Origin of the sequence: Variovorax sp. efr-133-TYG-130 (assembly GCF_030208835.1) — a bacterium.
GTDB lineage: Bacteria > Pseudomonadota > Gammaproteobacteria > Burkholderiales > Burkholderiaceae_C > Variovorax.
In genome coordinates, this window is record NZ_JARVTD010000003.1 from 580387 (window position 1) to 602300 (window position 21914).

Genomic DNA, 21914 nt, shown 5'->3' on the forward strand with positions numbered 1-21914 from the left:
CCGATGACAAGCTTCCGCCCCCTTCATCCCTCCCTGTTGCTGCTGCCGGCGCTGCTGATGCTGGCCGGCCCGGCGTTCGCGCAAGCCCAGGCGCAGCCCCGCGGCGACAGCGCCCTGGCCCTGAGCTTCGACGCCGCCCGCGCCCGCATGGTCGACCGCTCCGACAAGCTGGCCGCCGCCCGCGCGGCGGTCGACGCCAAGGAACTGCAGAGCCAGGGCCTCAAGGGGCTGGGCGGCCCGACGGTCGCCGTCTCGGGGCTGGCCTATGCCTACAACGCCAACCTGAACCTCGACCTCGATCCGCTCAACCAGAAGCTCGGGCAGATCGGCTCGGCGCTGCCGTCGTCGATCCAGAGCCTTGTCTCGCGCGTGCCGATTCCGCAGCTGCCCAACAGCTACACGCTGAACCGGCACGACAGCGGCGCCAACGCTTCGATCTCCGCCGTGTGGCCGATCTACCTGGGCGGCGCGACCGATGCGGTGCGCGGCTTCGTGTCGGCGCAGACGCGGGAGGCCGAAGCCGATGCCGAGCAGGCCGGCCACGAGGTCGACACGCTGCTGGTGCAGCGCTACTTCGGCGCCCAGTTGGCGCAGCGCGCGGCCGTGCTGCGCGCGCAGGCCGAGCGCACCATCGCGCAGCACGATTCAGCGGCGCAGAAGATGCTCGCGGCCGGCGTGATCTCGCGCGTGGAGCGGCTGCAGGCCAGCGCCGCCTATGAAGAAGCGCGGCGCAACGCCCGCAAGGCGGAGAACGACGCCGCGCTGGCCGGCGTGGCGCTCGCACGCACGCTGCGCGCCGACGGCACGGTGGTACCGCAGACGCCGCTGTTCCTCATCAGCACGCCTGTCGAGCCGCTGGGCTACTTCATCGATTCGGCGCTCACGCGGCATCCGGGCCTGGGCAAGGTCGCGGCCAAGAAGTCGCAGGCCGAGCAACTGCACGAGGGCGAGGAAGCGCTGCGCCGCCCGCAGGTCATCGCCTTCGGCACGCGCGAAATCAAGAGCGGCAACGCCGACTGGGTGGCCGGCGTCGGCGTGCGCTGGACGCTGTACGACTCGATAGACCGCGACGCGCTGTCCGCCTCATCGCTCAAGCAGGTCGAGCAGGCAGAACGCACCGGCGCCCAGGCGCGCAGCGACATCGCGCTGCTGGTCGAGCGCAACTGGCGCGCGCTGGAAAACGCGCGCCGCCAGTATCTGGAAATGAAGGCCTCGGTCGAGCTGGCGCAAGAGGTCGTCAAGCTGCGCACCTCCGGCCTGCGCGAAGGCACGAGCACCACGCTCGACCTGATCGATGCCGAGACCAACCAGGCCAAGGTGCTGACCGAACGCGCGCAAGCCGCCAACGACTACGTGCAGGCGCTCGCGCAACTGCTCGAAAGCGCGGGCCTGTCCGAGAAGTTTTCCGACTACATCGCGCGTGCAGACGTGAAGGTGAATTGATGATGAGTGCCAAGACCCGAAAACTGATCGCGATCCTCGTCGCGCTGCTCGTGCTCGCGCTGCTGGTCTGGGGCTTCTGGCGCGCGTCGCAACCAGCCCCCGAGGTCTTCCAGGGCCAGATGGAAGCGCGCGAGACCGACGTCGCCGGCAAGGTGACGGCACGCGTGGCCGAAGTGGCGGTGAAGGAAGGCGACCGCATCCAGGCCGGCGCGGTGCTGGTGCGCATGGACAGCCCCGAAGTGCGCGCCAAGCTCGCGCAGGCCACTGCCGCCGAACAGGCCGCGCAGGCCGTGGCCGACAAGGCGCAGAACGGCGCCCGCCCGCAGGAAGTGGAAATGGCGCGCATGCAATGGCAGCGCGCCGAAACAGCCGCGCAACTGGCGCAGACCTCGTTCCGCCGCGTCGACGGGCTGGCGCGCGAGGGCCTGGTGGCCGACCAGAAGCGCGACGAGGCCGAAGCCAACTGGAAAGCCTCGCGCGACGCCGCCATCGCGGCCAGGGCGCAATACGACATGGCGCGCACCGGCGCCCGCCCCGAGGACAAGGCCGCCGCCAGCGCGCAGGCCCGCCAGGTGGCCGGCGTGGTGGCCGAGGCGGAAGCCGCCAAGGCCGAGACCGAGCTTCGCAGCCCCGTCGGTGGCGAGGTGGCGAAGGTGCTGGCCAAGGTGGGCGAACTGTCGCCGCAGGGTGTGGCCGTGGTCACCGTTGTCGACCTGAGCGACCAATGGGTGGTGCTCAACGTGCGCGAAGACCGGCTCTCCCGTTTCGCGCTCGGCAATGAATTCGACGCACGACTGCCCGCGCTGCCCGAAGACAAGCGCACCGCCCGCTTCAAGGTCTACTACAGCGCCGTGCTGCCCGACTTCGCGACCTGGCGCGCCACGCGCGGCGGCGCGGGCTTCGACGTGCGCACCTTCGAGGTCCGCGCGCGCCCGCTCAAGCCCATCGACGGCGCGCGTCCCGGCATAAGCGTGCTGGTCGACTGAGTCCGCGATGAGCCTGCGCGGCTTTTCCGCTGCCAGCGCACGGCGCGAGTTCGCGCTGCTGCGCACCCGCCCCTGGGACCTGGCCATGGTCTCGTGGGTACCGCTGCTCGCGGTGTTCCTGATCTGGTGGATCTTTTCCGCCGGCCTGCCCGAGCGCCTGCCCATCGGCGTGCTCGACCAGGACCACTCGTCGCTCTCGCGCCAGGTAGTGCGCTTTCTGGACGCCACGCCGGGCCTGCGCGTGGTGCAGCAATACAGCGACGAAGGCGAGATGGCGCGCGCCCTGGCCAGCGGTGCCGTCGACGCGGCGGTGCAGCTGCCGCGGGACCTGAGCCGCGACGTGAAGCAGGGCCGCGTCGGCCAGGTCGTGCTGCTGCACAACGCGCAGCTGGGCACGCATTCGAGCCTGATCCAGCGCGACGTGCGCACCGCCGTGGCGACGGTGTCGGGCGGGGTCGAGCTCACCGTGCGCAACAAGCGCGGCGAATCGATGAGGGCCGCGCGCGCGAGCATGGAGCCGGTCAAGGCGAGCATGGTCGCGCTGTTCAACACCTCGACCGACTACGAACAGTTCCTCGGCGCGGCGCTGATTCCCGCGCTGCTCCACATCCTCGCGATGACGGCCGGCGCATGGTCCGTGGGCCGCGAGCTGCGAGACCGCAGCATCGGCGAATGGCTCGGCGCCGCGCCGCGCTGGCACGAGGCGCTGGCTGCATTGGCGGGCAAGCTGGCGCTGCCCTTCCTGAGCCTCTGCGCGGTGGCGATCGCGGCCATGCTGTGGATCACGGCGGGACGCGGCTGGCACCCGGTCGGTTCGCTCGGCTGGACGCTGTTCGCGCTGGCGGTGTTCCTGGCGCTGTCGGTGGCGCTCGGCGCCTTCGTGTCGAGCCTCACGCGCTCGCTGCGCACCGCGCTGTCGGCCACGGGCTTCATCACCGCGCCGGCGTTCGCTTTCGGCGGCGTGGGCTTTCCGCTGGTCGCGATGCCGCTGTTCGCGCGCATGTGGGCCAACCTGCTGCCCTACACGCACTACATCCGCGTGCAGATGGAACAGCTGCAGATGGGCGCGCCGGTGCTGTATTCGGTGGCGACGCCGCTTTGGATGGTGCTGGGCACGGCCGTGCTGCTGGCCGCCTCGGCCGCCGCGCTGGTGCGCGCGGCCCGCGCGCCCGGCACCTGGGGAGGCCGCTGATGACGACGGGCGAGCGCACCGGCTTCGGCGCCGCCTGGCGCGACACCGCCCTGGCGGTACTGCGCGACAAGGGCGTGCTGCTGATCATGCTGATCGCGCCGGTCATCTACGGCTTCTTCTATCCGTGGCCCTACGGCACGCAGGCCGTCACGCGCGTGCCGGTGGCGGTGGTCGACCAGGACCACAGCGCGCTGTCGCGCCAGATCGCGCGCTTCGCGATGGCCAATCCGCGGCTGGACGTGCGCATGGTCACCTCCGACGTGCACGAGGCGCAGCAGGCGCTCTGGCGCGGCGAGATCGAGGGCTACGCGCTGCTGCCGGCGGACCTCAAGCGCAACGTGCTGCGTGGCACCCCGGCGGTGGTCACCATCGAAGGCAACGGCGCGTATGCGCTGTTGAACAAGGCGGTGCTGTACGGTTTCTCGGAAGCGGTCGGCACCGTGTCGGCGGGCGTGGAGATACGCAAGCTGCAGGCCGGCGGCCAGAGCGCGGTGCAGGCCGCGCGCAGCCGCAGCCCGCTCAACACGCAGCTGGTGGCGCTGTTCAACCCGACCGAAGGCTACGGCAGCTACGTGGTGCCGGCGGTGGCCCTGCTGATACTGCAGCAGACGTTGCTGATGGGCGCGGCGATGCTGGCCGGCACCTGGGCCGAAGCCGAACGGCTGCGGGCTTCCATGGGCGCGTGGCTGGGGCGGCTGGGCGCGCTTTCGGGTTTCGGCTTCCTGAGCGGGCTGTTCTATTTCGGCTGGGTGTTCTTCCTGCAGGACTACCCGCGCGGCGGCAACCCGCTGGGAGCGATGGTGCTGCTCGCTTTTTATGTGCCTGCCATCTGCACGTTCGGCCTGCTGCTGGGCTGCTGGTTCCGCGACCGCGAGCGGGCCTTGCAGGTGCTGTTGTTCACTGCTTTGCCGATGGCTTTTCTCTCGGGCTTCTCATGGCCGGTGGAGGCCTTGCCGGGGCCGTTGCAGGCACTGCGCTGGCTGTTTCCGAGCACCGCCGGCATCCAGGGCTCGCTGCGCCTCAACCAGATGGGGGCGCCGCTGCATGACGTGCTGCCCTATCTCGGCGCACTGCTGGCGCTGACGCTGGCCGGCCTGCTCGCGCTGCGGCTGGCTGCCGCGCCGCGCGGCAGCGCGCAAGCCCGGCGCGCCTAGCGCAGGCTTTCGGCAGCCACGGCCCGCACCAGCCGGGTCGCGGGCGCCACCAGTTCGCGCAGATCGCCCGCGCGGTCCTGCTCGATGGCCTGCAGCACCAGTTCGTTGATGCCGCCGACCACGGTCATCGCCATCTCGCTCGTCAGGTGTGCCGAGGGCTCTTCGGCGCCGCCGGCACTGTTGATGGCGACCTGGATGAAGTTGGCGATCTCGTCGTTCACCCGGCGGCGCACCACCAGCCCCGGCATGCCCAGTCCGAGGATCTCCACGAAGAGCGTGCGCAGCAGCACCGGGTCTTGCGCGAGGTAATCGAAATACGCCGTCATGGCCTGCTCGACCTGCGCATGCCAGGGCTGCACCGGGTCGAAGGCTTCGCTCACCGCCTGCAGGGCGAGCCGGCTCGCGGTTTCATACAGCGCAATCAGGCATTCGGTCTTGGTGCTGAAATGTTCGTAGAACGTGCGGCGCGACACGGCGGCCTCGCGCACGATGTCGGCAATGGTCGTCTCGGCGTAGCCCTTGGCCGCCACCGCCTGCGCCATGCCTTGGAGAAGCCGGTTGTAATGCTCGCTCGCCGGGCCGTCGGGAGACTTCGGCGTCACGGCCTTTTCAATGGTTTCGCTCATGGATGGAACATTTTCCTACGCCCTGGTACTTGACAGTACCACCAACCGACCGCACCATGGAGGCATGCGGTACGAAGATGTACCAACCCTCCTCCCACGCATTGCGTGCTTTCTTCGAGGCTTGATTTCATGACTGAACTCGTTGTCCGACGCCTTCTGATCGACCTGCAACCGCCGTTCGCCCGAGACTGGTGCGGCGGCGATGCATTCTCGACCGCTTTCTTCAATGCCCTGTCGATGAGTTTCCCCTTCGGAGAACAATTCTTCATCGACGCCGTGCGCGATGCCGTGGCCACCCTGCCGCTCGAGGTGCAGGAACAGCACCGCGCCGACGTGCGCGGCTTCATCGGCCAGGAAGCGACGCACCGGCGCATTCACTCGCTGTTCAACAGCCATCTCGAGAGCCAGGGCCTGGTCGACGGCTGGACGGCACGCGCCAGCAAGCGCCTGAAACTGATGGAAGACGCCGATCCGCGCCATGCGCTGGCGGTCACGGCTGCCACCGAGCACTTCACCGCCATGTTCGCCGAATGGCTGCTCGCCCACCCCGGCATCCTCGACGGCGCCGAGCCCCGGCTGCGCACCATGTGGCTCTGGCACAGCGCCGAAGAGCTGGAGCACAAGAGTGTCGCGTTCGACATCTACAAGGCTGCTGGCGGCTCCGACGAATGGCGCAAGCGCTGGTTCCGCCGCGTGACGATGATGTTCCTGGGCGACCTGATGCGCCAGACCGTCGACAACCTGCGCCACGAGAAGCAGCTGTGGAAGTGGTCGACCTGGAAGAGCGCGGCGCGCATTCTGCTGAGCCGCGATGGCCTGCTGCGCGGCAACCTCGCGGGCTGGCGCAGCTACCTGCGCGCGGACTTCCATCCGATGCAGCAGGACAGCACCTTGTCCGAACGCTGGCTGGAGAACAACCGGGCGCAATACACGCCCGTCGGCGGCCCGGCGCCGGAAGCGGCCGCGGCGCGCTGCTGAGAACTACCGCGTCAGAAGATCAGAAGAAGGTGGCGCGCTGCGTGGTATTGCCGCCGGACTGCTGGTGTTCGGGGCGCAGCGTGAGGTCGTGCAGCGTGTCGAAGTCCGACGGGGCGTCGGGCACCCGCATCACCACTTCGAGTTCATGCATCGACGCGACCCAGCGGCCGGCGGGTGACTCGGCAGGCTCGTCGTTGGCAAACACGCCGTCGCGGATGTAGAGCGTTTCGCCCTCGGCGCGCTCGGCATGCAGCTCGATCAGTCGCGCAATCGAAAAGTTGTACGTCACGAGCTTCTCGCGCGTCTTGCGGTCCTTGCCACCGCAGTTGAACGAGCCTTCCGCCGCAATGACGATGCAGGAACCGTCCACGCCCCCGTCCGCGTCGATCTCGTTGCCGGAGCGCCAGATGGCATTCGGCAGGCGAACGCGCACCTTGTCGATGACGAGATCCCGCTGCTTGTTGAGGCTGCCGAGAGGCGGCACCAGCGAACGCAGCTGGCGCAGCCGCTCCGCGAAGTTGTCGTCCATGAGGAATTCGACATGGTGCGTGGCGCTACCCGATGAACGCCTGACCACCTGCATGACGACATGACGCGGCTTAGCCATGGCTGAACCCCTTTGCGAGCGTTGAAATCCACGCCCTGCGAAGGACGTCAACGGCTTGGCTGCAATTCATTGAGACGACTGAAATTAGAACTTTTGAATAAATGCAATTACGTGCATTATTTGTTTCCAACTGTATATCCAAATCGAGTCGCCGGGGAAGCCAATCCGTGACCTGGGCGCAAGGAAATGTCGCCAAAACGTCTCGCCGCCGTGCTAGCGGCAAGACCGAACGGGCTTATTCCAGGGCTTCGTCGAGCGCCTTGCAGGAAGGCGCGCAAACCGTCTGCGACTTGCCCAGCACCTGGCGGGTGCGCAATTGCGAGCGCACGCGGTGCTTGCCGCACATGAAGCAGGACATGGTCGCCCCGCTGAACGATGCCGAGGCCCTGAACGGCGAGCCCGGCGTCTTCGATTTGTAGCGCAGGCCGTCCGCCACCACCGCCGTCTTTACTTCACCCTTCGCCATGCGTCTTGTCCTTGTTGTTCGGTTGGGCACCGCGCATGGCGCGGGCAATGGCTTCACGGGCACTGACTTCGGCCGAAAGAGAAGCGTCGAGCGCCGACCGGCAAAGGCCGGCGTGCTGATAGTTGAGATTTTCGTACACCTCGGCCGCGGCCGGGTAGGCGTCGAGCAGGCGGCCCAGTTCGGCCCCCTGTTCGACATCCTCGAACTCGTGGACGAGGTGCTCGACCACCGAGCGGTATTGCTCGGCGCCGACGGGCACGGGGCTGTGCTCGAACTTTTCCAGCAGTTGAGCCAGCACGTGGGTCACTGCCAGATCGGTCTTGGGAGACGGATTGCGGGTCGTGTTCATGGTTTGCATCTGGGGGCAGCATACGCCTATGCAAGTGGCTGGTCGTACAGGGATGTCTCCCCTTCCCCCGCCTGTTGCGCCGCCTGCATGCGCTGGAGCAGGCTGTGCAGCATTTCGGTCGAAAGCCCGTGGATCACCAGCCGGTGCCCGGCCCGCAGGGTCGACAGGGGCACCAGGGGATGCTTGTTGTTGACCAGGATCAGGTGTTCCGGCGCGGCGAGGATGGTCGCGGTGTAGATGCCGATGGTTTCGTCCAGTTGCAAGGAATTGGCCGCGCGCCAGAAATCGTTGTCCGTCAGCATCAGCTGGTAGAGCGGCGTGAACAGCTCGATGGCGCTTTGCAGGTCGAGGAAATTGAGCCTGCCCTGGGGCATGTCCTCCAGCCGCAGGGGCGGCTCCTTGATCATCGAGAAATCGACCTTTTCCGCCTTGCACAGCGTCAGCCCCCTGTCGCGCAGCGCCGTGTTCAGCCGGATTACGAAGTTGAAGAGGTTCAGGTCGTGCTTGAGGAACATCTCGTCCTTCAGCGCGTCGATGTCGGCCGGCTCCAGCGGGTTGGTGGCCACGGGCGCCGGCGAATTGCGCCCGATGAAGGACAGCACCTGCGAGCCCAGGTGGAAATGCCGCAGGATCAGCCAGTTGGCCTCTGGCGAGACAAAGCGCTTCAGCCCCCAGGCCAGGAAGCGGTGCAGCAGCATCGAGTGCGACCAGTTGCGCGGCACGAACACCTTCACGATCTGGATCAGGATGATCGTCAGCCGCGCAATCGGCCGCAGGAACGGCAGCAGGTATTGCCGCGAGCCGGAGCTCGAATCGGCCAGCCATGCCTCCTTCACGTTGTCGGGCAGCGGCGTGCTCTGGTCGAGATAGAGCGCCAGCCAGGGGCTGGGGTCGCGCTCGTCGTGCGCCTGGGTCAGGAAATCAGGCGTTCTGCTGGGCATCTGTCATTCGCTCCGTGATGTGCTGGAACTGCATCAGGTACAGCGCGGCCGTGTGGCGCGCGGTGTCGGTGATCTGGCGCGCGGCGCGGGCCTGCCCCTCGACGGCCATGACCATCTCGACGGCGGTGAGCCAGCGGCCCAGGTGGTGCTCGTCGTTGTGCCCGTGGTACTCGAGGAAGCGGAAGGCGTCGGGCGGCAGCTTCAGGCTGGCCTTGAGCAGCGGCAGCAACGCCGGCACGATGCGCTGGCCCGTGCCCTCGATGATGTAGATCGCCCCCAGCAGGCCGATTGGGTCGCGCGTGGCCGCAAGGCCGTGCAGGTAGGCATTGAGCGCCTCGCCGCCGGGGTTGCGGCGCAACTCGTCGATCGATTCGACCGTGCCGCCGGCCTTGCGGTAGTCGCTGAACAGGATGTTGAAGTCGTTCTGCTCCTCGCCCGCGTGCACGCCGATCAGCGAGGCCAGCATCTGGTAGGGCTCGCTGAGCGATGCCGCGCCTTCGCGCATCCACAGGCTGCCTTCGCGCACCTGCGGCACCCACTGCTCCATCCAGTTCAGGTAGTCGGGCACGGCGAAGCGGCGCTCGCGGATCTGGCGCACCAGCGGCGTACGCCACACGCGCGAGCGGTAGTCGTGCCAGATGGCGGCCAGTTCGGTCAGCAGCGCGCCGAGGCCTTCGGGCGCGGCGGCCGGGTCGTGCGGCGGGGCGATGACGAGGTCGTCGTCGGGCACCACGGCCACGCGGGGCGCGACCGCCGCGGGCGCGGCATCGGCCACTTCCACTTCGAGCAGCATGTACGCCGCCATGAAGCGCCCCGACTCGGGCACGTAGCAGAAGATCTGCTCGCCGGGCTTCAGCGCCTTGGTGTGCAAAAACTCGGCCAGCATCACGAGGATCGACGCCGCCCCGGTGTTGCCGCGCCACGCGAGGTTGCTCCACCAGCGCTCGCGCGGAATCGACAGGTCGGCCTTGGCCATCAGGTCTTCGACCACCGGGATGAATTTTTCCGACGAGTAGTGGCACAGGAAGTGATCGACCCGCTTCGGATCGACCCAGCCGTCGCGCACCAGCCCCGCGTATTCGTGGATGCCGATGTCGAACAGGTGCGGCAGCAGGCGGATGTCCTGCCGCAGTGAGAGCGCGCCCGCGGCTTCGGCCTCGGCCCAGGAGCCGAAGTCGAGGTGGCCTCGTCCGTGCTCGTCGCGGTTTTCGGTCAGGCCTAGCTGCATGCAGACCGGGTAGTCGCCCGAGAAGGCGCGCTGGTGCACCCACTTCAGCCGCAGCCTGAGCCCCGGCGACCCCGCCAGCGCGGGCGAGCCGTCGGACAGCAGCAGCGCGCCCGCGCCGTCGGACAGCATCCAGCGCAGGAAGTGCGAGTCGAAGTCGGTCTCGTAGCCGCGCGCGGCGAAGCGCGAGCGCTTGAACAGGCGCGACGGCATCTCGCTGGCCACTGCCAACGCCGAGCGGTGCGCGCCCAGCTCGATGCCCTGCGCCGCCGCCTGGATCGCCGAAACGCCCGCCGCGCAGATGCCGTGCACCGAATGCGTTTCCATCGGCTGCGCCGCCAGTTCGCCCTGGATCATGTTGGCGAAGCCCGGCATCAGCGTGTCCCCGCCCGAGGAGCCGCTGGCCAGCATCGACACCCGCGACAGCTCGGCCCCGCCGCGCCGCAGGCAGTCGCGAATGGCGCCGGCCGCCAGTTGCGCGTTGGTCTGCTGCGTCACGCCTTCCGCGTCAATGGCGTAGTGCCGCGTGAGGATGCCGTTCTCGGCCAGGATGCGCCGCTTGATGCGCTCCGACATGCGGTTGAGCGGCGCGATGTACGCGTCCATGCGGTCATTGGGAATGGGTTCGCCCGGCATGAAGTAGCCGGCGCTCTCTAGGTACACGCGTTGGAATGAAACAGGCATGGTTCAGTGGGTTGGGGAATCGGGAGGCATCAGCGAGCGGCTGCGAAAACGCGGCCACACGGCCCCCAGCACGAAAACGCGCGCCATGTACGGCACCAGCCCGCCCTCGTTGAGCGCCGGATCGACCCGCGCGCGGTAGCGCGTGCGATGCAGATGCGTGAGCTCGGACCAATGGGCATGCGGGTTCTCGTGGTGTGCGGTGTGCAGGCCGATGTTGAACAGCAATGGGTTCACCAGCCCCTCGAAATTGCGGGCGTAGTTCAGCCGGCTACCCGGGGTATCGCCCGGCGCTCCCTTGGCCACACCGTTGGGCGCCGGCTTGCGGCCGTCGGCGTGCGCATGCTGCAGGTAGTTGGTCGCCAGCAGCCAGTGCAGGCCATGCAGCTGCGGCACGATCACGAAGAGCAGCGCCTTGCGCCAGTCGACGGCCAGCAGCACCGTCCAGCTGACCAGCCACAGCGCGTACTGCGCCATGCAGTAGCGCCACGCGCCGCGCCGGTGCCGCCGCAGCCGCGCGAGCCAGCCGAAGAACACCGGCATGAGCACCCAAACCGCCTGGAACGGATGCAGCAGGTAGCCCCACAGGTGGTTGGTGTCGCCGCCGAAACGGTAGGTGCGCGCCACGTCCTTCGGCCCATGCCGATGGCGATGGTGGTTGTCCACGTGCGCGGGCCAGAACACGAAGGTCGGGTGCCCCTGCAGCAGCGTGATCCAGAAGTCGGTCAGCCGGTTCAGGCGCCGCCCGCGCCACATGCGCAGGTGCACGTGGTTGTGGTGAATGACGCCGACGCCGAGCGTGAGGAACAGCATCAGCCCATACATCACGGCGTTGAAGCCGTGCACCCATTGCCATGCCGCCAGTGCGGGCAGCGCCGCGAGGTAAACAAGGCTCTGCCAGTCCCGCCAGTGGCGCAGGCTCGGCAGCCGGGGTCGCGCGTCAGGCGGTGGTCGCGCCATGCTTCTGGTGGAAGGCCCGGAAGAGCGGTTCGGCGGCGTCCGCGGCAATGCGCGTGCGGAACAGGCGGTCCATGAAGGTGAACTGGAAGCCGTAGTTGCCGTTGTGAACGGCATGGTGCAGATGGTGCCGCCGGCTCGCCGCGAACCAGTGGCTGTAGGACACGCCCGTGAAGAAGTCGTAGTTCGAATGCCCGACGCAGTTGAAGAACAGGCTGAACACCGGCACCGCCGCGAGCGACCAGAAGCTGAAGTCGTGCAGCACCATCGGCAGCAGGATCACGTTGCCCAGCATCAGCGCCTCGATCGGGTGGAAGCTGTAGGTGGCCCATGGCGTGGTCACGAACGACCGGTGATGCGGCCCGTGAAAGCGCCGCAGCCAGCGCGTGTGCAGCAGGCGGTGGTTGACCCAGAAATGCACGTCGTTCCAGACCGCGAGCACGAGGATCTCCAGCGTGATCTGCAGCCAGCCCGCGTCGCCGTCGAGCCGCGCCCAGCCCAGCTGCAGCAAGCCCCAAGGGAACACCATGCCCAGCCCGAAGATCAGCACCGACACGCCCGACTGCCCCAGCTCGCGCCGCAACTGCCCCGGCTGCAGCGGCCGCGGATCGAGCGGCCGCCCGATGCCCAGCGCGGGCAGCAGGCGCTTCGTCAGCAGCCAGGTCAGTCCGCCGAAACAGAGATAGATCCCGCCAAAGAAAAGCAGGCCCCACAGCATGACCTGCGGGGCCGACAACGAAGTGAAAGTCTGCGCCATCCCCCAAGGCTACAACAGCATCTCGGGGACCACCGGCGCGATGAGCATGTTGTAGAAGCGCTGGAAGAAGCTCGACTCCGGCTCGGAGGTCAGGATCATTTCCTTCTCGCCGTCGTTGGTCAGCCACTGCAGCGTGCCGGTGCCCTTGGCCAGCCGCAGCCGGTAGGAGTTCTGCAGCTTGCTGATGTTGATGACCCGCAGCATCTCGCGCGCGAGCTGCGGGCTGTCGACCACCAGCCCCATCTCGGTGTTCTGGCTGGCAGAGCGCGGGTCGAGGTTCATGGAGCCGATGAAGATGCGCGTCTTGTCGATGGCCGCCGTCTTGGCATGCAGCCGCCCGAGCGACTTGCCGAACATGCCGAAGCGCTCGCCCGCGCTGGTGCGCTGCGGGCTCAGCTCGTACAGGTCGGCGCCCGCTTGCAGCAGCCGTTCGCGGTAGCGCGCGTAGCCCGTGTGCACCAGCGGCTCGTCGTTGGCGGCCAGCGAGTTGGTGACGAGCGTGAGCTTGACCTTGCGCTGGGTCAGTTCCTGGAACGCGGCCATGCCGCGCTCGCCGGGCACGAGGTACGGCGAGGTCAGGTCGACCTGGGTCTTGGCGTCGAGCATCAGCGCCCAGACCTGCATGGTCACGCTGGTGGCGATGGCTTCGTCGGCCGTCATGGTCGCTGGCTTGCCGGGCGGATCGGCAATGGCGCGGGCCTCGCCCCACAGCAGGCCCATGCGCCCGCCGTCCAGCTCTTCGGCGATGGGGCCGTAGCCCAGGATGTCCGACGGCGGCAGCACGATCTTCGGCGGCGGCGCGGCCATGTCCACCCACTCGTCGAAATCGGCGGTGCCCGGCTTGCGGCCGCCCTCGCCCGCCACGATGTCGGCAATCGGCCAGACCTGCACGCTGTTCCAGTAGGCGTCGAAGATCGATTCGAGCTGCGGCACCACCTTGCCGACGACCAGCGCGTCCATGTCGATGAAGTTCTGCGCCTCGTTCAGCACGAAATATTCCTCGGCGATGTTGCGCCCGCCCACCACCGCCATCGCGCCGTCGGCAATGAAGAGCTTGTTGTGCATGCGGTGGTTGAGCCGCCCGATCTCGAACGGCGACGCCGCGAAGCGCGACAGGAAGCCGTTGCGCCCGCAGCAGAACGGGTTGAACAGCCGCACCTCGACGTTCGGCGTCTCGGACAGCGCGAGCAGCAGTTGCTGGCTCTTGACGGTGTAGAGGTCGTCCACCAGCACCCGCACCTTCACGCCGCGCGCCGCCGCTTCGCGCAGGGTGCGCAGCAGCAGGCGGCCCACGGCGTCGTTCTCGAGCTGGTAGTACTGCACCACCAGCGAGCGCTGGGCCCGTTGGGCAAGCTGGATGCGGGCGTCGAGCGAGTACACGCCCAGCGGCATCAGCCGGAAGCCAGAATGCTCCCCGGGCGGGGTGGAGGCGGCCACGATCTTCGCGAGCGAGGTGGTCGGATCCGCAGCCGCGGAATTCTCGGCGGGCCGTTCGCGCGCCACCGGCAGCGAGCCGCAGGCGCCGAGCGCCGCGACCAGCAGGCCGGCAAGCGCGATGCGCAAAGGTAGAAGCCAGGCGTTCATGAAAAGTGCTTCCGTTGCTTCATTGGTCCATGTGTCCGTGTCTTGTTCCGTACGCCTGCCGTGGGGTGACGGTTTCAGGCGCCGCCCCTGGAGCCTAGAATTCCGGCCACACAGCTGCGGAGTTGCATCATGGCCCGAACGAACCTCTCACGCATCGCCTTGACGGCTGTTTTTGCGATGCTTTCGCACCCCGCCTGGGCCGCGCTCGACATCGGCGACCCGGCGCCCCGCTTCACCGCCGACGCCGCGCTGGGCGGCAAGACCTTCCGCTATTCGCTGGCCGACGCGCTGGCCAAGGGCCCGGTGGTGGTGTATTTCTTCCCGGCGGCCGACTCGAACGACTGCTCCATCGAGGCCCACGCCTTCGCCGAAGCCATCGACAAGTTCGCCGCGCTGGGCGCCACCGTCATCGGCGTGTCGGCGGACGACATCGGCACGCTGTCGAAGTTCTCGGTCAAGTCGTGCCAGAGCCGGTTTCCGGTGGCGTCCGACGAGTCGAAGACCGTGATCCAGGGCTTCGACGCCCTCATGCAGACCAAGCCTGATTTCGCCAACCGGCTTTCCTACGTGATCGCACCGGACGGCAAGGTGGCCTACTACTACCAGAACCTGAACCCGGACAAGCACGTGGAGCGCATGCTGAACGCCGTGCGCGCCCTGCCCCGGGCCAGCGCCGCCGCCAGGTAGGGCCGGCGGCCGGGGCGCCCACGCTTCTTGCGCGCTTCGCGCAAAATCCAGCCCCATGCAGCTCAACTACATCGCCAACGCGGACGTTCCGTCCTCCTCCGGCCGCACCCTGCCGGTCATCGACCCCTCCGACGGCCAGGCCTTCGACGAAATCCAGCGCAGCAACGCCGCCGACATCGACTCGGCCGTGCGCGCCGCGCGCGACTGCTTCGAGGGCGTGTGGCACAAGGTCAGCGCCGCCGACCGCGGCCGCCTGCTCTACAAGCTGTCGCAGAAGATCGCCGAGCACGTCGACGAACTCGCGCTCATCGAGCAGCGCGACTGCGGCAAGCCCGTCAAGCAGGCCCGGGCCGACGCGGTGGCGCTGGTGCGCTACTTCGAGTTCTACGCCGGCGCCTGCGACAAGCTGCACGGCGAAACCATCCCCTACCAGGACGGCTACAGCGTCTTCACCTGGCGCGAACCGCACGGCGTCACCGGCCACATCGTTCCCTGGAACTACCCGATGCAGATCTTCGGGCGCAGCGTGGGCGGCGCCCTGGCGGCGGGCAACGTGTGCGTGGTCAAGCCGGCGGAAGACGCCTGCCTCTCGCTGATCCGGGTGGCGCAGCTGGCGGCCGAGGTCGGCTTCCCGGCCGGTGCGCTGAACATCGTGACCGGCTACGGCCACGAGGTGGGCGACGCGCTGGCGCGGCACGAAGGCATCGACCACATCAGCTTCACCGGCAGCCCGAAGATCGGCACGCTGATCCAGCAGGTGGCGGCCGAGCGGCACTGCCCGGTCACGCTGGAGCTGGGCGGCAAGAGCCCGCAGATCGTGTTCGCCGATGCCGACCTGGACGCGGTCATTCCCGTGGTCATCAACGCCATCGTGCAGAACGCCGGGCAGACCTGCTCGGCCGGCTCGCGCGTGCTGATCCAGCGCGGCATCTACGAGCCGCTGCTCGAACGCCTGGGCCACGCCTTCGAGGCACTGCGCGTGGGCCCCGCCGCCATGGACCTCGACGTCGGCCCGCTGATCCGCCAGACGCAGCAGCAGCGCGTGTGGGATTTCCTGAGCGATGCACAACATGCCGGCATCCCGATGGTGGCGCAGGGCATCGTGGTCGAGGAAGCGCCAGAGACCGGCTTCTACCAGGCGCCGACCCTGCTGCGCGACGTGCCCGTGGACCATCGCCTGGCGCAGGAAGAAGTGTTCGGCCCGGTGCTGGCGGCGATGCAGTTCGCCGATGAGGACGAGGCCGTGGCGCTTGCCAACGCCACGCAGTTCGGCCTGGTGGCCGGCGTGTGGACGGCCGACGGCTCGCGCCAGTTCCGCATGGCCAGGCGCGTGCGCAGCGGCCAGGTGTTCATCAACAACTATGGCGCGGGCGGCGGTGTCGAGCTGCCCTTCGGCGGCGTGAAGTCTTCCGGCTACGGCCGCGAAAAGGGCTTCGAGGCTCTCTACGGCTTCACCACGCTGAAAACCGTGGCCGTCAAGCACGGCTAGTACCTTGGCGCTCCCCCAGGCTGCGCGCACTTCGTGTCGCTTCGCCACCCCCCTCGCCGGGGGCGACACCTGCGGCCCGGCAAAGCCGGTTCCGCGGTGTCCTGCGAAGGGGGCCCTACCCCAACGCGGTATCTAACAGCATCATCAGCACGAAGCCGACCATCAGCCCGCTGGTGGCGAAGGCCTCGTGCCCCTTGCGGTGGGATTCGGGAATGATCTCGTGGCTGATCACGAACAGCATCGCGCCTGCCGCGAAGCCCAGCCCCCAGGGCAGCAGCATCGCCGAATGGCCGACCACCGCCGCGCCCAGCACGGCGCCCAGCGGCTCGACCAGCCCCGAAGCCATGCCGATCAGCACCGCGAAGACCCGGCTGTAGCCGGCCGCCAGCAGAGCCACGGCCACGACCAGCCCCTCGGGCACGTCCTGGATCGCGATGCCGGTGGCCAGCGCATCCGCCCGCAGCCCGTTGTTGGCCGCATAGCCGACGCCGATGGCCAGCCCCTCCGGCACGTTGTGCAGCGCGATCGCGAACACGAAGAGCCATGTGCGCCGCAGCTGCCGCGCCGTCTGGCCTTCGCGGCCCTTGATGAAGTGCTCGTGCGGCAGCACGCGGTCCATCAGCATCAGCGCGGCGCCGCCGAGCAGGATGGCCGAGCCGATCACGCCGCCCGCCGCCCAGCTGCCGCCGCCGAAAACGCCCACGTTCCTGGCCGCCTCCAGGCCGGGAATGATCAACGAGAAGGCGCTGGCGGCCAGCATCACGCCGGCACCGAAGCCGAACAGCGTGTCCTGCAGCCGCTCGGGCAGCTTCTGCGAGAACAGCACCGGCAGCGTGCCGAGCGCCGTGGCCAGCGCCGCGACCGACCCGCCGAGCAATGCGTTCCACACCATCGGGTCGCCGCGCACGAATGTCCAGAACCGCGACAGCCCCACCAGCGCGCCGGCGGCGACGATGGCAAGGCCGATCCACTCGCGCGTCGGGCGGGCGGGCCTGGCCCGCGTACCCGCCACCCCCACCTGCCGGGGCTCGTTCATGGCCGCGCGCCTCAGCCGCCGGTTGCGGCGGCGTGGCGCCGGGCCACCTCGGCCCAGTTCACCACGTTGTAGAAGGCCGCGATGTATTCGGGGCGGCGGTTCTGGTACCTGAGGTAGTACGCGTGCTCCCACACGTCCAGCCCCAGGATCGGCGTGTTGCCGGAGCCGATGCCGCGCATCAGCGGGCTGTCCTGGTTGCCGCTGCTTTCCACGGCAAGCTTGCCGCCGGGGCCTATCGTCAGCCATGCCCAGCCGCTGCCGAAGCGCGTGAGCGCGGCCTTGGTGAAGGCGTCCTTGAAGGCGTCGAAGCCCCCCAGGTCGGCGTCGATGGCCTCGGCCAGCGCTCCCGCGGGTGCGCCTCCGCCGCCCTGGCCCACGGGCGCCATCACGGTCCAGAACAGGCTGTGGTTGGCGTGGCCGCCGCCGTTGTTGCGCACCGGGGCGCGCAGCGGCTCGGGCAGTTGCTCGACGCCGGCGATGAGTTCTTCGACCGGCCTTCCCTCGTGCGGCGTGTCTTTCAACGCGGCATTGAGGTTGTTCACATAGGTCTGGTGGTGCTTGCCGTGGTGGATTTCCATCGTCTGCGCATCGATGTGAGGCTCAAGGGCATCGAAGGCATAGGGCAAGGCTGGGAGGGAGTACGGCACGGTCGGGAGGCTCCTTGGTTGGAAGAGCCCTTTGCGTCGTCGACGTGCTGCGTATTCAGGCGCTCAAATGATAGGAATTCTCATTGGCTCCGTCAAGACATCTCGTCGGGGATGGCGAAAACCGGCCAGCGCCGGAAAACTTCCGGCAACGATCGATACACTGCCCCGCGGCACGTTTCCCCGGGAGATTCCAACGATGAAATTCAAGAACACCCTGCCCTTGGCAATGGCGCTTGCCTTGCTGCTCGGCGCCGGCCCGGCCTCGGCGCAGGTCTCCACGCCGCCGGCCGGCGACTACATCTACGAGGGCGGCAGCGGCGCCCTCCGCGTCAAGGCCGACGGGCGCTTCGACATCACCACCATCGGCGCCAACGCGCATACCTGCGCGCTCGACGGCACCATCGTGCGCGGCAAGGCGAAGCTGGCCGACAGCGGCTGCGTGGTCAGCTTCGCGGTCAACGCCGACAAGGTGGCGGTCTCGACCAACGGCGACGAGCAATGCCGCGACAACTGCGGCATGCGCGCCACCTTCGAAGGCACCTACACCCGCCCCACCCCGGCCTGCACCGACAAGGCGGTGGCCAGTTCGCGCAAGAGCTTCAAGCGCCAGTACGACTCGAAAGACTATTCGACCGCCCTGGCCACCCTGTCGCCGGTGCTTTCGGAGTGCGAGAAGACGCTCGACTGGATCACCAAGGACTGGATACGCAACGACATCGCGCTGACGCAGTTCAAGCTGAATGACCGCGCGGCCTGCCTCAAGACGCTGCAGCCGCTGGCCGAGGACGCCGCCCGCACCGACGACGGCATCAAGGAAAACTATCCGCCCGCCGACGCCGAGATCTTCCTGCCCGTGGTGCGCGCCGCCCGCACGAACCTGAAGCTCTGCAGGGGATAACCCCCGGGCGCACCGCGGCGGGCGCAAGTAGCCTGCAGCCAATGGGCCCATGGGCGATGGCGCAAAATCGGGCCCTCCCCCTACCCCACATGAAGCACAGCAGCAGCACTGTCATCCCGATCTCCACGGTCGGCCGCGCGCATCCCGCCGTGGCCGTGCCGGAAATCGCCGTACCCGCCACCGGCCAGTTGCTGGACCGGCTGGGCCGGCCGTTGACGGACCTGCGCATCAGCGTGACCGACCGCTGCAACTTCCGCTGCAGCTACTGCATGCCGAAGGACGTGTTCGACAAGGACTACCAGTACCTGCCCCACAGCGCGCTGCTGAGCTTCGAGGAAATGACCCGGCTGGCCCGCCTGTTCGCGAGCCACGGCGTGCGCAAGATCCGCCTGACCGGCGGCGAGCCCCTGCTGCGCAAGAACATCGAGGGCCTGATCGCGCAGCTCGCCGAGATCCGCACGCCCGCCGGCGAGCCGCTGGCGCTGACGCTCACCACCAACGGCTCGCTGCTGCGGCGCAAGGCAGTCGCGCTCCAGAGCGCCGGCCTGCAGCGCGTGACCGTGAGCCTCGACAGCCTGGACGACGCCGTGTTCCGCCATATGAACGACGTCGACTTTCCGGTGGCCGACGTGCTGTCCGGCATCGACGCGGCGCTGGCCGCGGGCATGGGCCCGATCAAGGTCAACATGGTGGTCAAGCGCGGCACCAACGAGCAGGAGATATTGCCGATGGCGCGCTACTTCCGCGAGCAGCATGGCGGCAAGGTGGTGCTGCGCTTCATCGAATACATGGACGTGGGCGCCACCAACGGCTGGCGCATGGACGAGGTGCTGCCCTCGGCCGAGGTCATTGCGCGCATCCATGCCGAGTTCCCGCTGGTGCCGCTGCAGGCCAGCGCGCCCGGCGAGACCGCACAGCGCTGGGCCTATGCCGACGGCGGCGGCGAGATCGGCGTCATCAGCAGCGTCACCCAGGCCTTCTGCCACGACTGCAGCCGCGCGCGCCTTTCGACCGAGGGCAAGCTCTACCTGTGCCTGTTCGCCAGCGCCGGCCACGACCTGCGCCCCCTGCTGCGCGGCACCGCCAGCGACGAAGACATCGCCTCCGCCATCGGCCACATCTGGCAGGGCCGCGCCGACCGCTATTCCGAGCTGCGCGCCCTGCGCACCACAGACGCCGACGACGCTGCCGGCGACAAGGCACCCCGCCGCGTCGAGATGAGCTACATCGGCGGATGACGCAGGCGCCCGCCATGCCCGCGCACGCCATCGCGCCAGCCGACATCACCGGGCTGCTGCTGGCCGGCGGCCTCGGCTCGCGCATGGGCGGCATCGACAAGGGGCTGCAGCCGTTCAACGGCGAGCCGCTGGCGCTGCATGCCATACGCCGGCTGCGTCCCCAGGTCGGCACGCTGATGCTCAATGCCAACCGCAACCTGCAGGACTACGAGGCCTTCGGCGCGCCGGTTCATGCCGACGTCCTGGCCGGCTACCCCGGCCCGCTCGCGGGCTTCCTGACCGGGCTTGCGCACAGCCGCACGCCCTGGCTCCTGACCGTGCCCTGCGACACCCCGCTGTTCCCGCCGGACCTGGCCGCGCGGCTGGCCGAAGCGGCCGCCACAGGCGACGCGGAGATCGCGATGCCCGTCGCGCCCGAAGCCTCCGGGACTGGGGACGCCGCCCCCGTGCTGCGCCCCCAGCCGGTCTTCTGCCTGCTGCGCGCAGACCTGCTGGAAAGCCTGCGGCGCTACACCGCAGCCGGCGGCCGCAAGGTCCAGGCCTGGACCGCGCAGCACCGCACCGTGCGCGTACCCTTCGACCGGCCGGGCGACGCGCCCGACGCCTTCTTCAACGCCAACACCCTTGCCGAACTGCACGCACTCGAAAACAGATGAGCCCATGAGTCGCATCGCAGACATCGCCTCCACCCTTTCGGGCTACGACGCCGCCGACCTGAGCGTCGAGGCCGTCCATGCCTTTCTCTCGCAGCTGACGGCCAAGGCCGTTGTCACGCAGCGCGAAAGCGTCTCGCTGTTCGACGCCCTGGGCCGCGTGCTGGCCGAAGACATCGTCTCGCCCATCAGCGTGCCGCCGCACGACAACTCCGCGATGGACGGCTACGCCTTCGACGGCGCGGTGCTGCCCGCCGACGCGCCCATCGACGCTTCCGTCACGCTGCGCGTGGCCGGCACCGTGCTGGCCGGGGCGGCCTGGCGGGGCGAGCTGGCGGCCGGCGACGCGGTGCGCATCATGACCGGCGCGATGATGCCGGCGGGGCTGGACACCGTGGTTCCGCAGGAGTTCTGCAAGGTCGACGGCGACAAGGTGAGCTTTCCCGCGCGCGTGCTGCGCCGTGGCGCCAACCGCCGCCTTGCCGGCGAAGACCTCATGCAGGGCCAGCCCGCGCTGCGCAAGGGCGAGCGCCTGTCGCCCGCCGCGCTGGGCATGGTCGCCAGCCTGGGCCTGCCGGGCGTGCCTGCGCTGCGCAGGCTGCGCGTGGCGTATTTTTCGACCGGCGACGAGATCCTGAGCCTGGGCGACGCACCGCGCGAAGGCGCCGTGTACGACAGCAACCGCTACACCGTGTTCGGCCTGCTCAGCCGGCTGGGCTGCGACATCGTCGACCTGGGCCTGGTGCGCGACGACCCCGCCACGCTCGCCGCGGCATTGCAACGCGCCGCGCGAGAGGCCGACGCCATCGTCAGCAGTGGCGGCGTGAGCGCGGGCGTGGCCGACCACACGCGCGACGTGATGCAGAAGCTGGGCGACATGGCCTTCTGGCGCGTTGCGATGCGCCCCGGCCGCCCGCTGGCCGTGGGCCTGATCCCGCGTGAAAGCTCGCCGCGGCCGGCCGTGCTGTTCGGCCTGCCGGGCAACCCGGTGGCGGTGATGGTCACGTTCCTTGCCTTCGTTCGGCCGGCCCTGCTGCGCATGATGGGCTGCCACGAAGCCGCGTCGGCACCGCCTCCGCTGCTGCGCGCGCGCACCGCGACGCCCCTTCGCAAGAAGCCGGGCCGCACCGAGTACCAGCGGGGTTTCGTCAGGATGGTGCCCGGCGCGTTGCCCGAAGTCAGCGTGGCGGGCAACCAGGGCTCGGGGGTGCTGAGCTCGATGGTCGAGGCCAACGGGCTCGTTGTGCTGCGCCACGGCCAGGGCAGCGTCGCGGCGGGCGACGAGGTCGACGTGATGATGTTCGACGGCGTGATCTAGCC

General features: G+C 68.7%; 22 protein-coding genes. 11 read left to right on the forward strand and 11 right to left on the reverse strand.

The window, feature by feature from the left end:
* Nucleotides 1–3 precede the first annotated feature (3 nt).
* Genes QRN67_RS04775 through QRN67_RS04790 form a run of 4 tightly spaced genes read left to right on the forward strand, consistent with a single transcriptional unit; the run spans nt 4 to nt 4775 of the window.
* Nucleotides 4–1443, forward strand: coding sequence for a TolC family protein (locus QRN67_RS04775; protein WP_285410800.1), 1440 nt, complete (start codon nt 4–6; stop codon nt 1441–1443).
* On the forward strand, nt 1443–2429 hold the full coding sequence (locus QRN67_RS04780; RefSeq protein WP_503010867.1) for an HlyD family secretion protein: 987 nt from the start codon (nt 1443–1445) through the stop codon (nt 2427–2429). Before QRN67_RS04775 ends, QRN67_RS04780 begins: the two co-directional genes overlap by 1 nt.
* A 7-nt stretch (nt 2430–2436) precedes the next feature.
* Complete coding sequence (locus QRN67_RS04785) at nt 2437–3621, forward strand: ABC transporter permease (RefSeq protein ID WP_285410803.1); 1185 nt, start codon at nt 2437–2439, stop codon at nt 3619–3621.
* Complete coding sequence (locus QRN67_RS04790) at nt 3621–4775, forward strand: ABC transporter permease (protein ID WP_285410804.1); 1155 nt, start codon at nt 3621–3623, stop codon at nt 4773–4775. The genes QRN67_RS04785 and QRN67_RS04790 overlap by 1 nt, the downstream gene beginning before the upstream one ends.
* Here QRN67_RS04790 and QRN67_RS04795 read toward each other — a convergent pair.
* Nucleotides 4772–5401 carry a TetR/AcrR family transcriptional regulator gene (locus QRN67_RS04795; RefSeq protein WP_081266292.1) on the reverse strand — a complete coding sequence of 210 codons (630 nt, stop codon included), beginning with the start codon at nt 5399–5401 and terminating at the stop codon, nt 4772–4774. The two genes, QRN67_RS04790 and QRN67_RS04795, sit on opposite strands and share 4 nt — an antisense overlap.
* 129 nt (nt 5402–5530) lie before the next feature.
* Here QRN67_RS04795 and QRN67_RS04800 point away from each other — a divergent pair, with 129 nt between their 5' ends.
* The gene (locus QRN67_RS04800) at nt 5531–6379 is read left to right on the forward strand and encodes a metal-dependent hydrolase (protein WP_285410806.1); all 849 of its coding nucleotides are present in this window, start codon (nt 5531–5533) and stop codon (nt 6377–6379) included.
* A gap of 19 nt (nt 6380–6398) precedes the next feature.
* On the opposite strand, the gene QRN67_RS04805 is transcribed toward QRN67_RS04800, so the two are convergent.
* The 8 genes from QRN67_RS04805 to QRN67_RS04840 form a co-directional block, all read right to left on the reverse strand.
* Complete coding sequence (locus QRN67_RS04805; protein WP_081266290.1) at nt 6399–6986, reverse strand: hypothetical protein; 588 nt, start codon at nt 6984–6986, stop codon at nt 6399–6401.
* A gap of 235 nt (nt 6987–7221) precedes the next feature.
* A complete protein-coding gene (locus QRN67_RS04810; protein ID WP_081266289.1) occupies nt 7222–7452 on the reverse strand; it encodes a hypothetical protein in 231 nt (76 codons plus the stop codon).
* Nucleotides 7439–7810 (reverse strand): hypothetical protein, encoded by a 372-nt coding sequence (locus tag QRN67_RS04815; protein ID WP_285410808.1) that lies wholly within the window; start codon nt 7808–7810, stop codon nt 7439–7441. Before QRN67_RS04815 ends, QRN67_RS04810 begins: the two co-directional genes overlap by 14 nt.
* A 17-nt stretch (nt 7811–7827) precedes the next feature.
* Nucleotides 7828–8742 carry a DUF6999 family protein gene (locus QRN67_RS04820; RefSeq protein WP_285410809.1) on the reverse strand — a complete coding sequence of 305 codons (915 nt, stop codon included), beginning with the start codon at nt 8740–8742 and terminating at the stop codon, nt 7828–7830.
* Nucleotides 8723–10651 carry an iron-containing redox enzyme family protein gene (locus QRN67_RS04825; RefSeq protein WP_285410810.1) on the reverse strand — a complete coding sequence of 643 codons (1929 nt, stop codon included), beginning with the start codon at nt 10649–10651 and terminating at the stop codon, nt 8723–8725. Before QRN67_RS04825 ends, QRN67_RS04820 begins: the two co-directional genes overlap by 20 nt.
* Before the next feature lie 3 nt (nt 10652–10654).
* On the reverse strand, nt 10655–11608 hold the full coding sequence (locus tag QRN67_RS04830; protein WP_285410811.1) for a fatty acid desaturase: 954 nt from the start codon (nt 11606–11608) through the stop codon (nt 10655–10657).
* On the reverse strand, nt 11589–12362 hold the full coding sequence (locus tag QRN67_RS04835) for a sterol desaturase family protein (protein WP_285410812.1): 774 nt from the start codon (nt 12360–12362) through the stop codon (nt 11589–11591). Before QRN67_RS04835 ends, QRN67_RS04830 begins: the two co-directional genes overlap by 20 nt.
* A gap of 9 nt (nt 12363–12371) precedes the next feature.
* Nucleotides 12372–13946: a phospholipase D family protein gene (locus QRN67_RS04840; protein WP_285410814.1), complete on the reverse strand. Its 1575-nt coding sequence runs from the start codon at nt 13944–13946 to the stop codon at nt 12372–12374.
* A gap of 129 nt (nt 13947–14075) precedes the next feature.
* On the opposite strand from QRN67_RS04840, the gene QRN67_RS04845 reads away from it, so the two are divergent.
* Both QRN67_RS04845 and QRN67_RS04850 read left to right on the forward strand, forming a co-directional pair.
* Nucleotides 14076–14633 (forward strand): peroxiredoxin, encoded by a 558-nt coding sequence (locus tag QRN67_RS04845; RefSeq protein ID WP_081266282.1) that lies wholly within the window; start codon nt 14076–14078, stop codon nt 14631–14633.
* A 55-nt stretch (nt 14634–14688) separates the two neighbouring features.
* Complete coding sequence (locus tag QRN67_RS04850; protein ID WP_285410817.1) at nt 14689–16122, forward strand: aldehyde dehydrogenase family protein; 1434 nt, start codon at nt 14689–14691, stop codon at nt 16120–16122.
* A 115-nt stretch (nt 16123–16237) separates the two neighbouring features.
* Here QRN67_RS04850 and QRN67_RS04855 read toward each other — a convergent pair whose 3' ends face one another.
* Nucleotides 16238–17158, reverse strand: coding sequence for a ZIP family metal transporter (locus tag QRN67_RS04855; RefSeq protein ID WP_285410819.1), 921 nt, complete (start codon nt 17156–17158; stop codon nt 16238–16240).
* 11 nt (nt 17159–17169) lie between these two features.
* Nucleotides 17170–17805, reverse strand: coding sequence for a superoxide dismutase (locus QRN67_RS04860; RefSeq protein ID WP_285410821.1), 636 nt, complete (start codon nt 17803–17805; stop codon nt 17170–17172).
* Nucleotides 17806–18001: 196 nt separating this feature from the next.
* Here QRN67_RS04860 and QRN67_RS04865 point away from each other — a divergent pair, with 196 nt between their 5' ends.
* The 4 genes from QRN67_RS04865 to moeA all read left to right on the forward strand — a co-directional run bounded on the left by QRN67_RS04865 (nt 18002) and on the right by moeA (nt 21912).
* Nucleotides 18002–18703, forward strand: a complete 702-nt coding sequence (locus QRN67_RS04865) for a hypothetical protein (protein ID WP_285410823.1) — start codon at nt 18002–18004, stop codon at nt 18701–18703.
* Nucleotides 18704–18792: 89 nt separating this feature from the next.
* Nucleotides 18793–19941 carry a GTP 3',8-cyclase MoaA gene (gene moaA / locus QRN67_RS04870; RefSeq protein WP_285410825.1) on the forward strand — a complete coding sequence of 383 codons (1149 nt, stop codon included), beginning with the start codon at nt 18793–18795 and terminating at the stop codon, nt 19939–19941.
* Nucleotides 19938–20597 carry a molybdenum cofactor guanylyltransferase MobA gene (gene mobA / locus QRN67_RS04875; protein ID WP_285410826.1) on the forward strand — a complete coding sequence of 220 codons (660 nt, stop codon included), beginning with the start codon at nt 19938–19940 and terminating at the stop codon, nt 20595–20597. Before moaA ends, mobA begins: the two co-directional genes overlap by 4 nt.
* A 4-nt stretch (nt 20598–20601) precedes the next feature.
* A complete protein-coding gene (gene moeA, locus QRN67_RS04880; RefSeq protein WP_285410828.1) occupies nt 20602–21912 on the forward strand; it encodes a molybdopterin molybdotransferase MoeA in 1311 nt (436 codons plus the stop codon).
* The last annotated feature ends 2 nt before the right edge of the window (nt 21913–21914 follow it).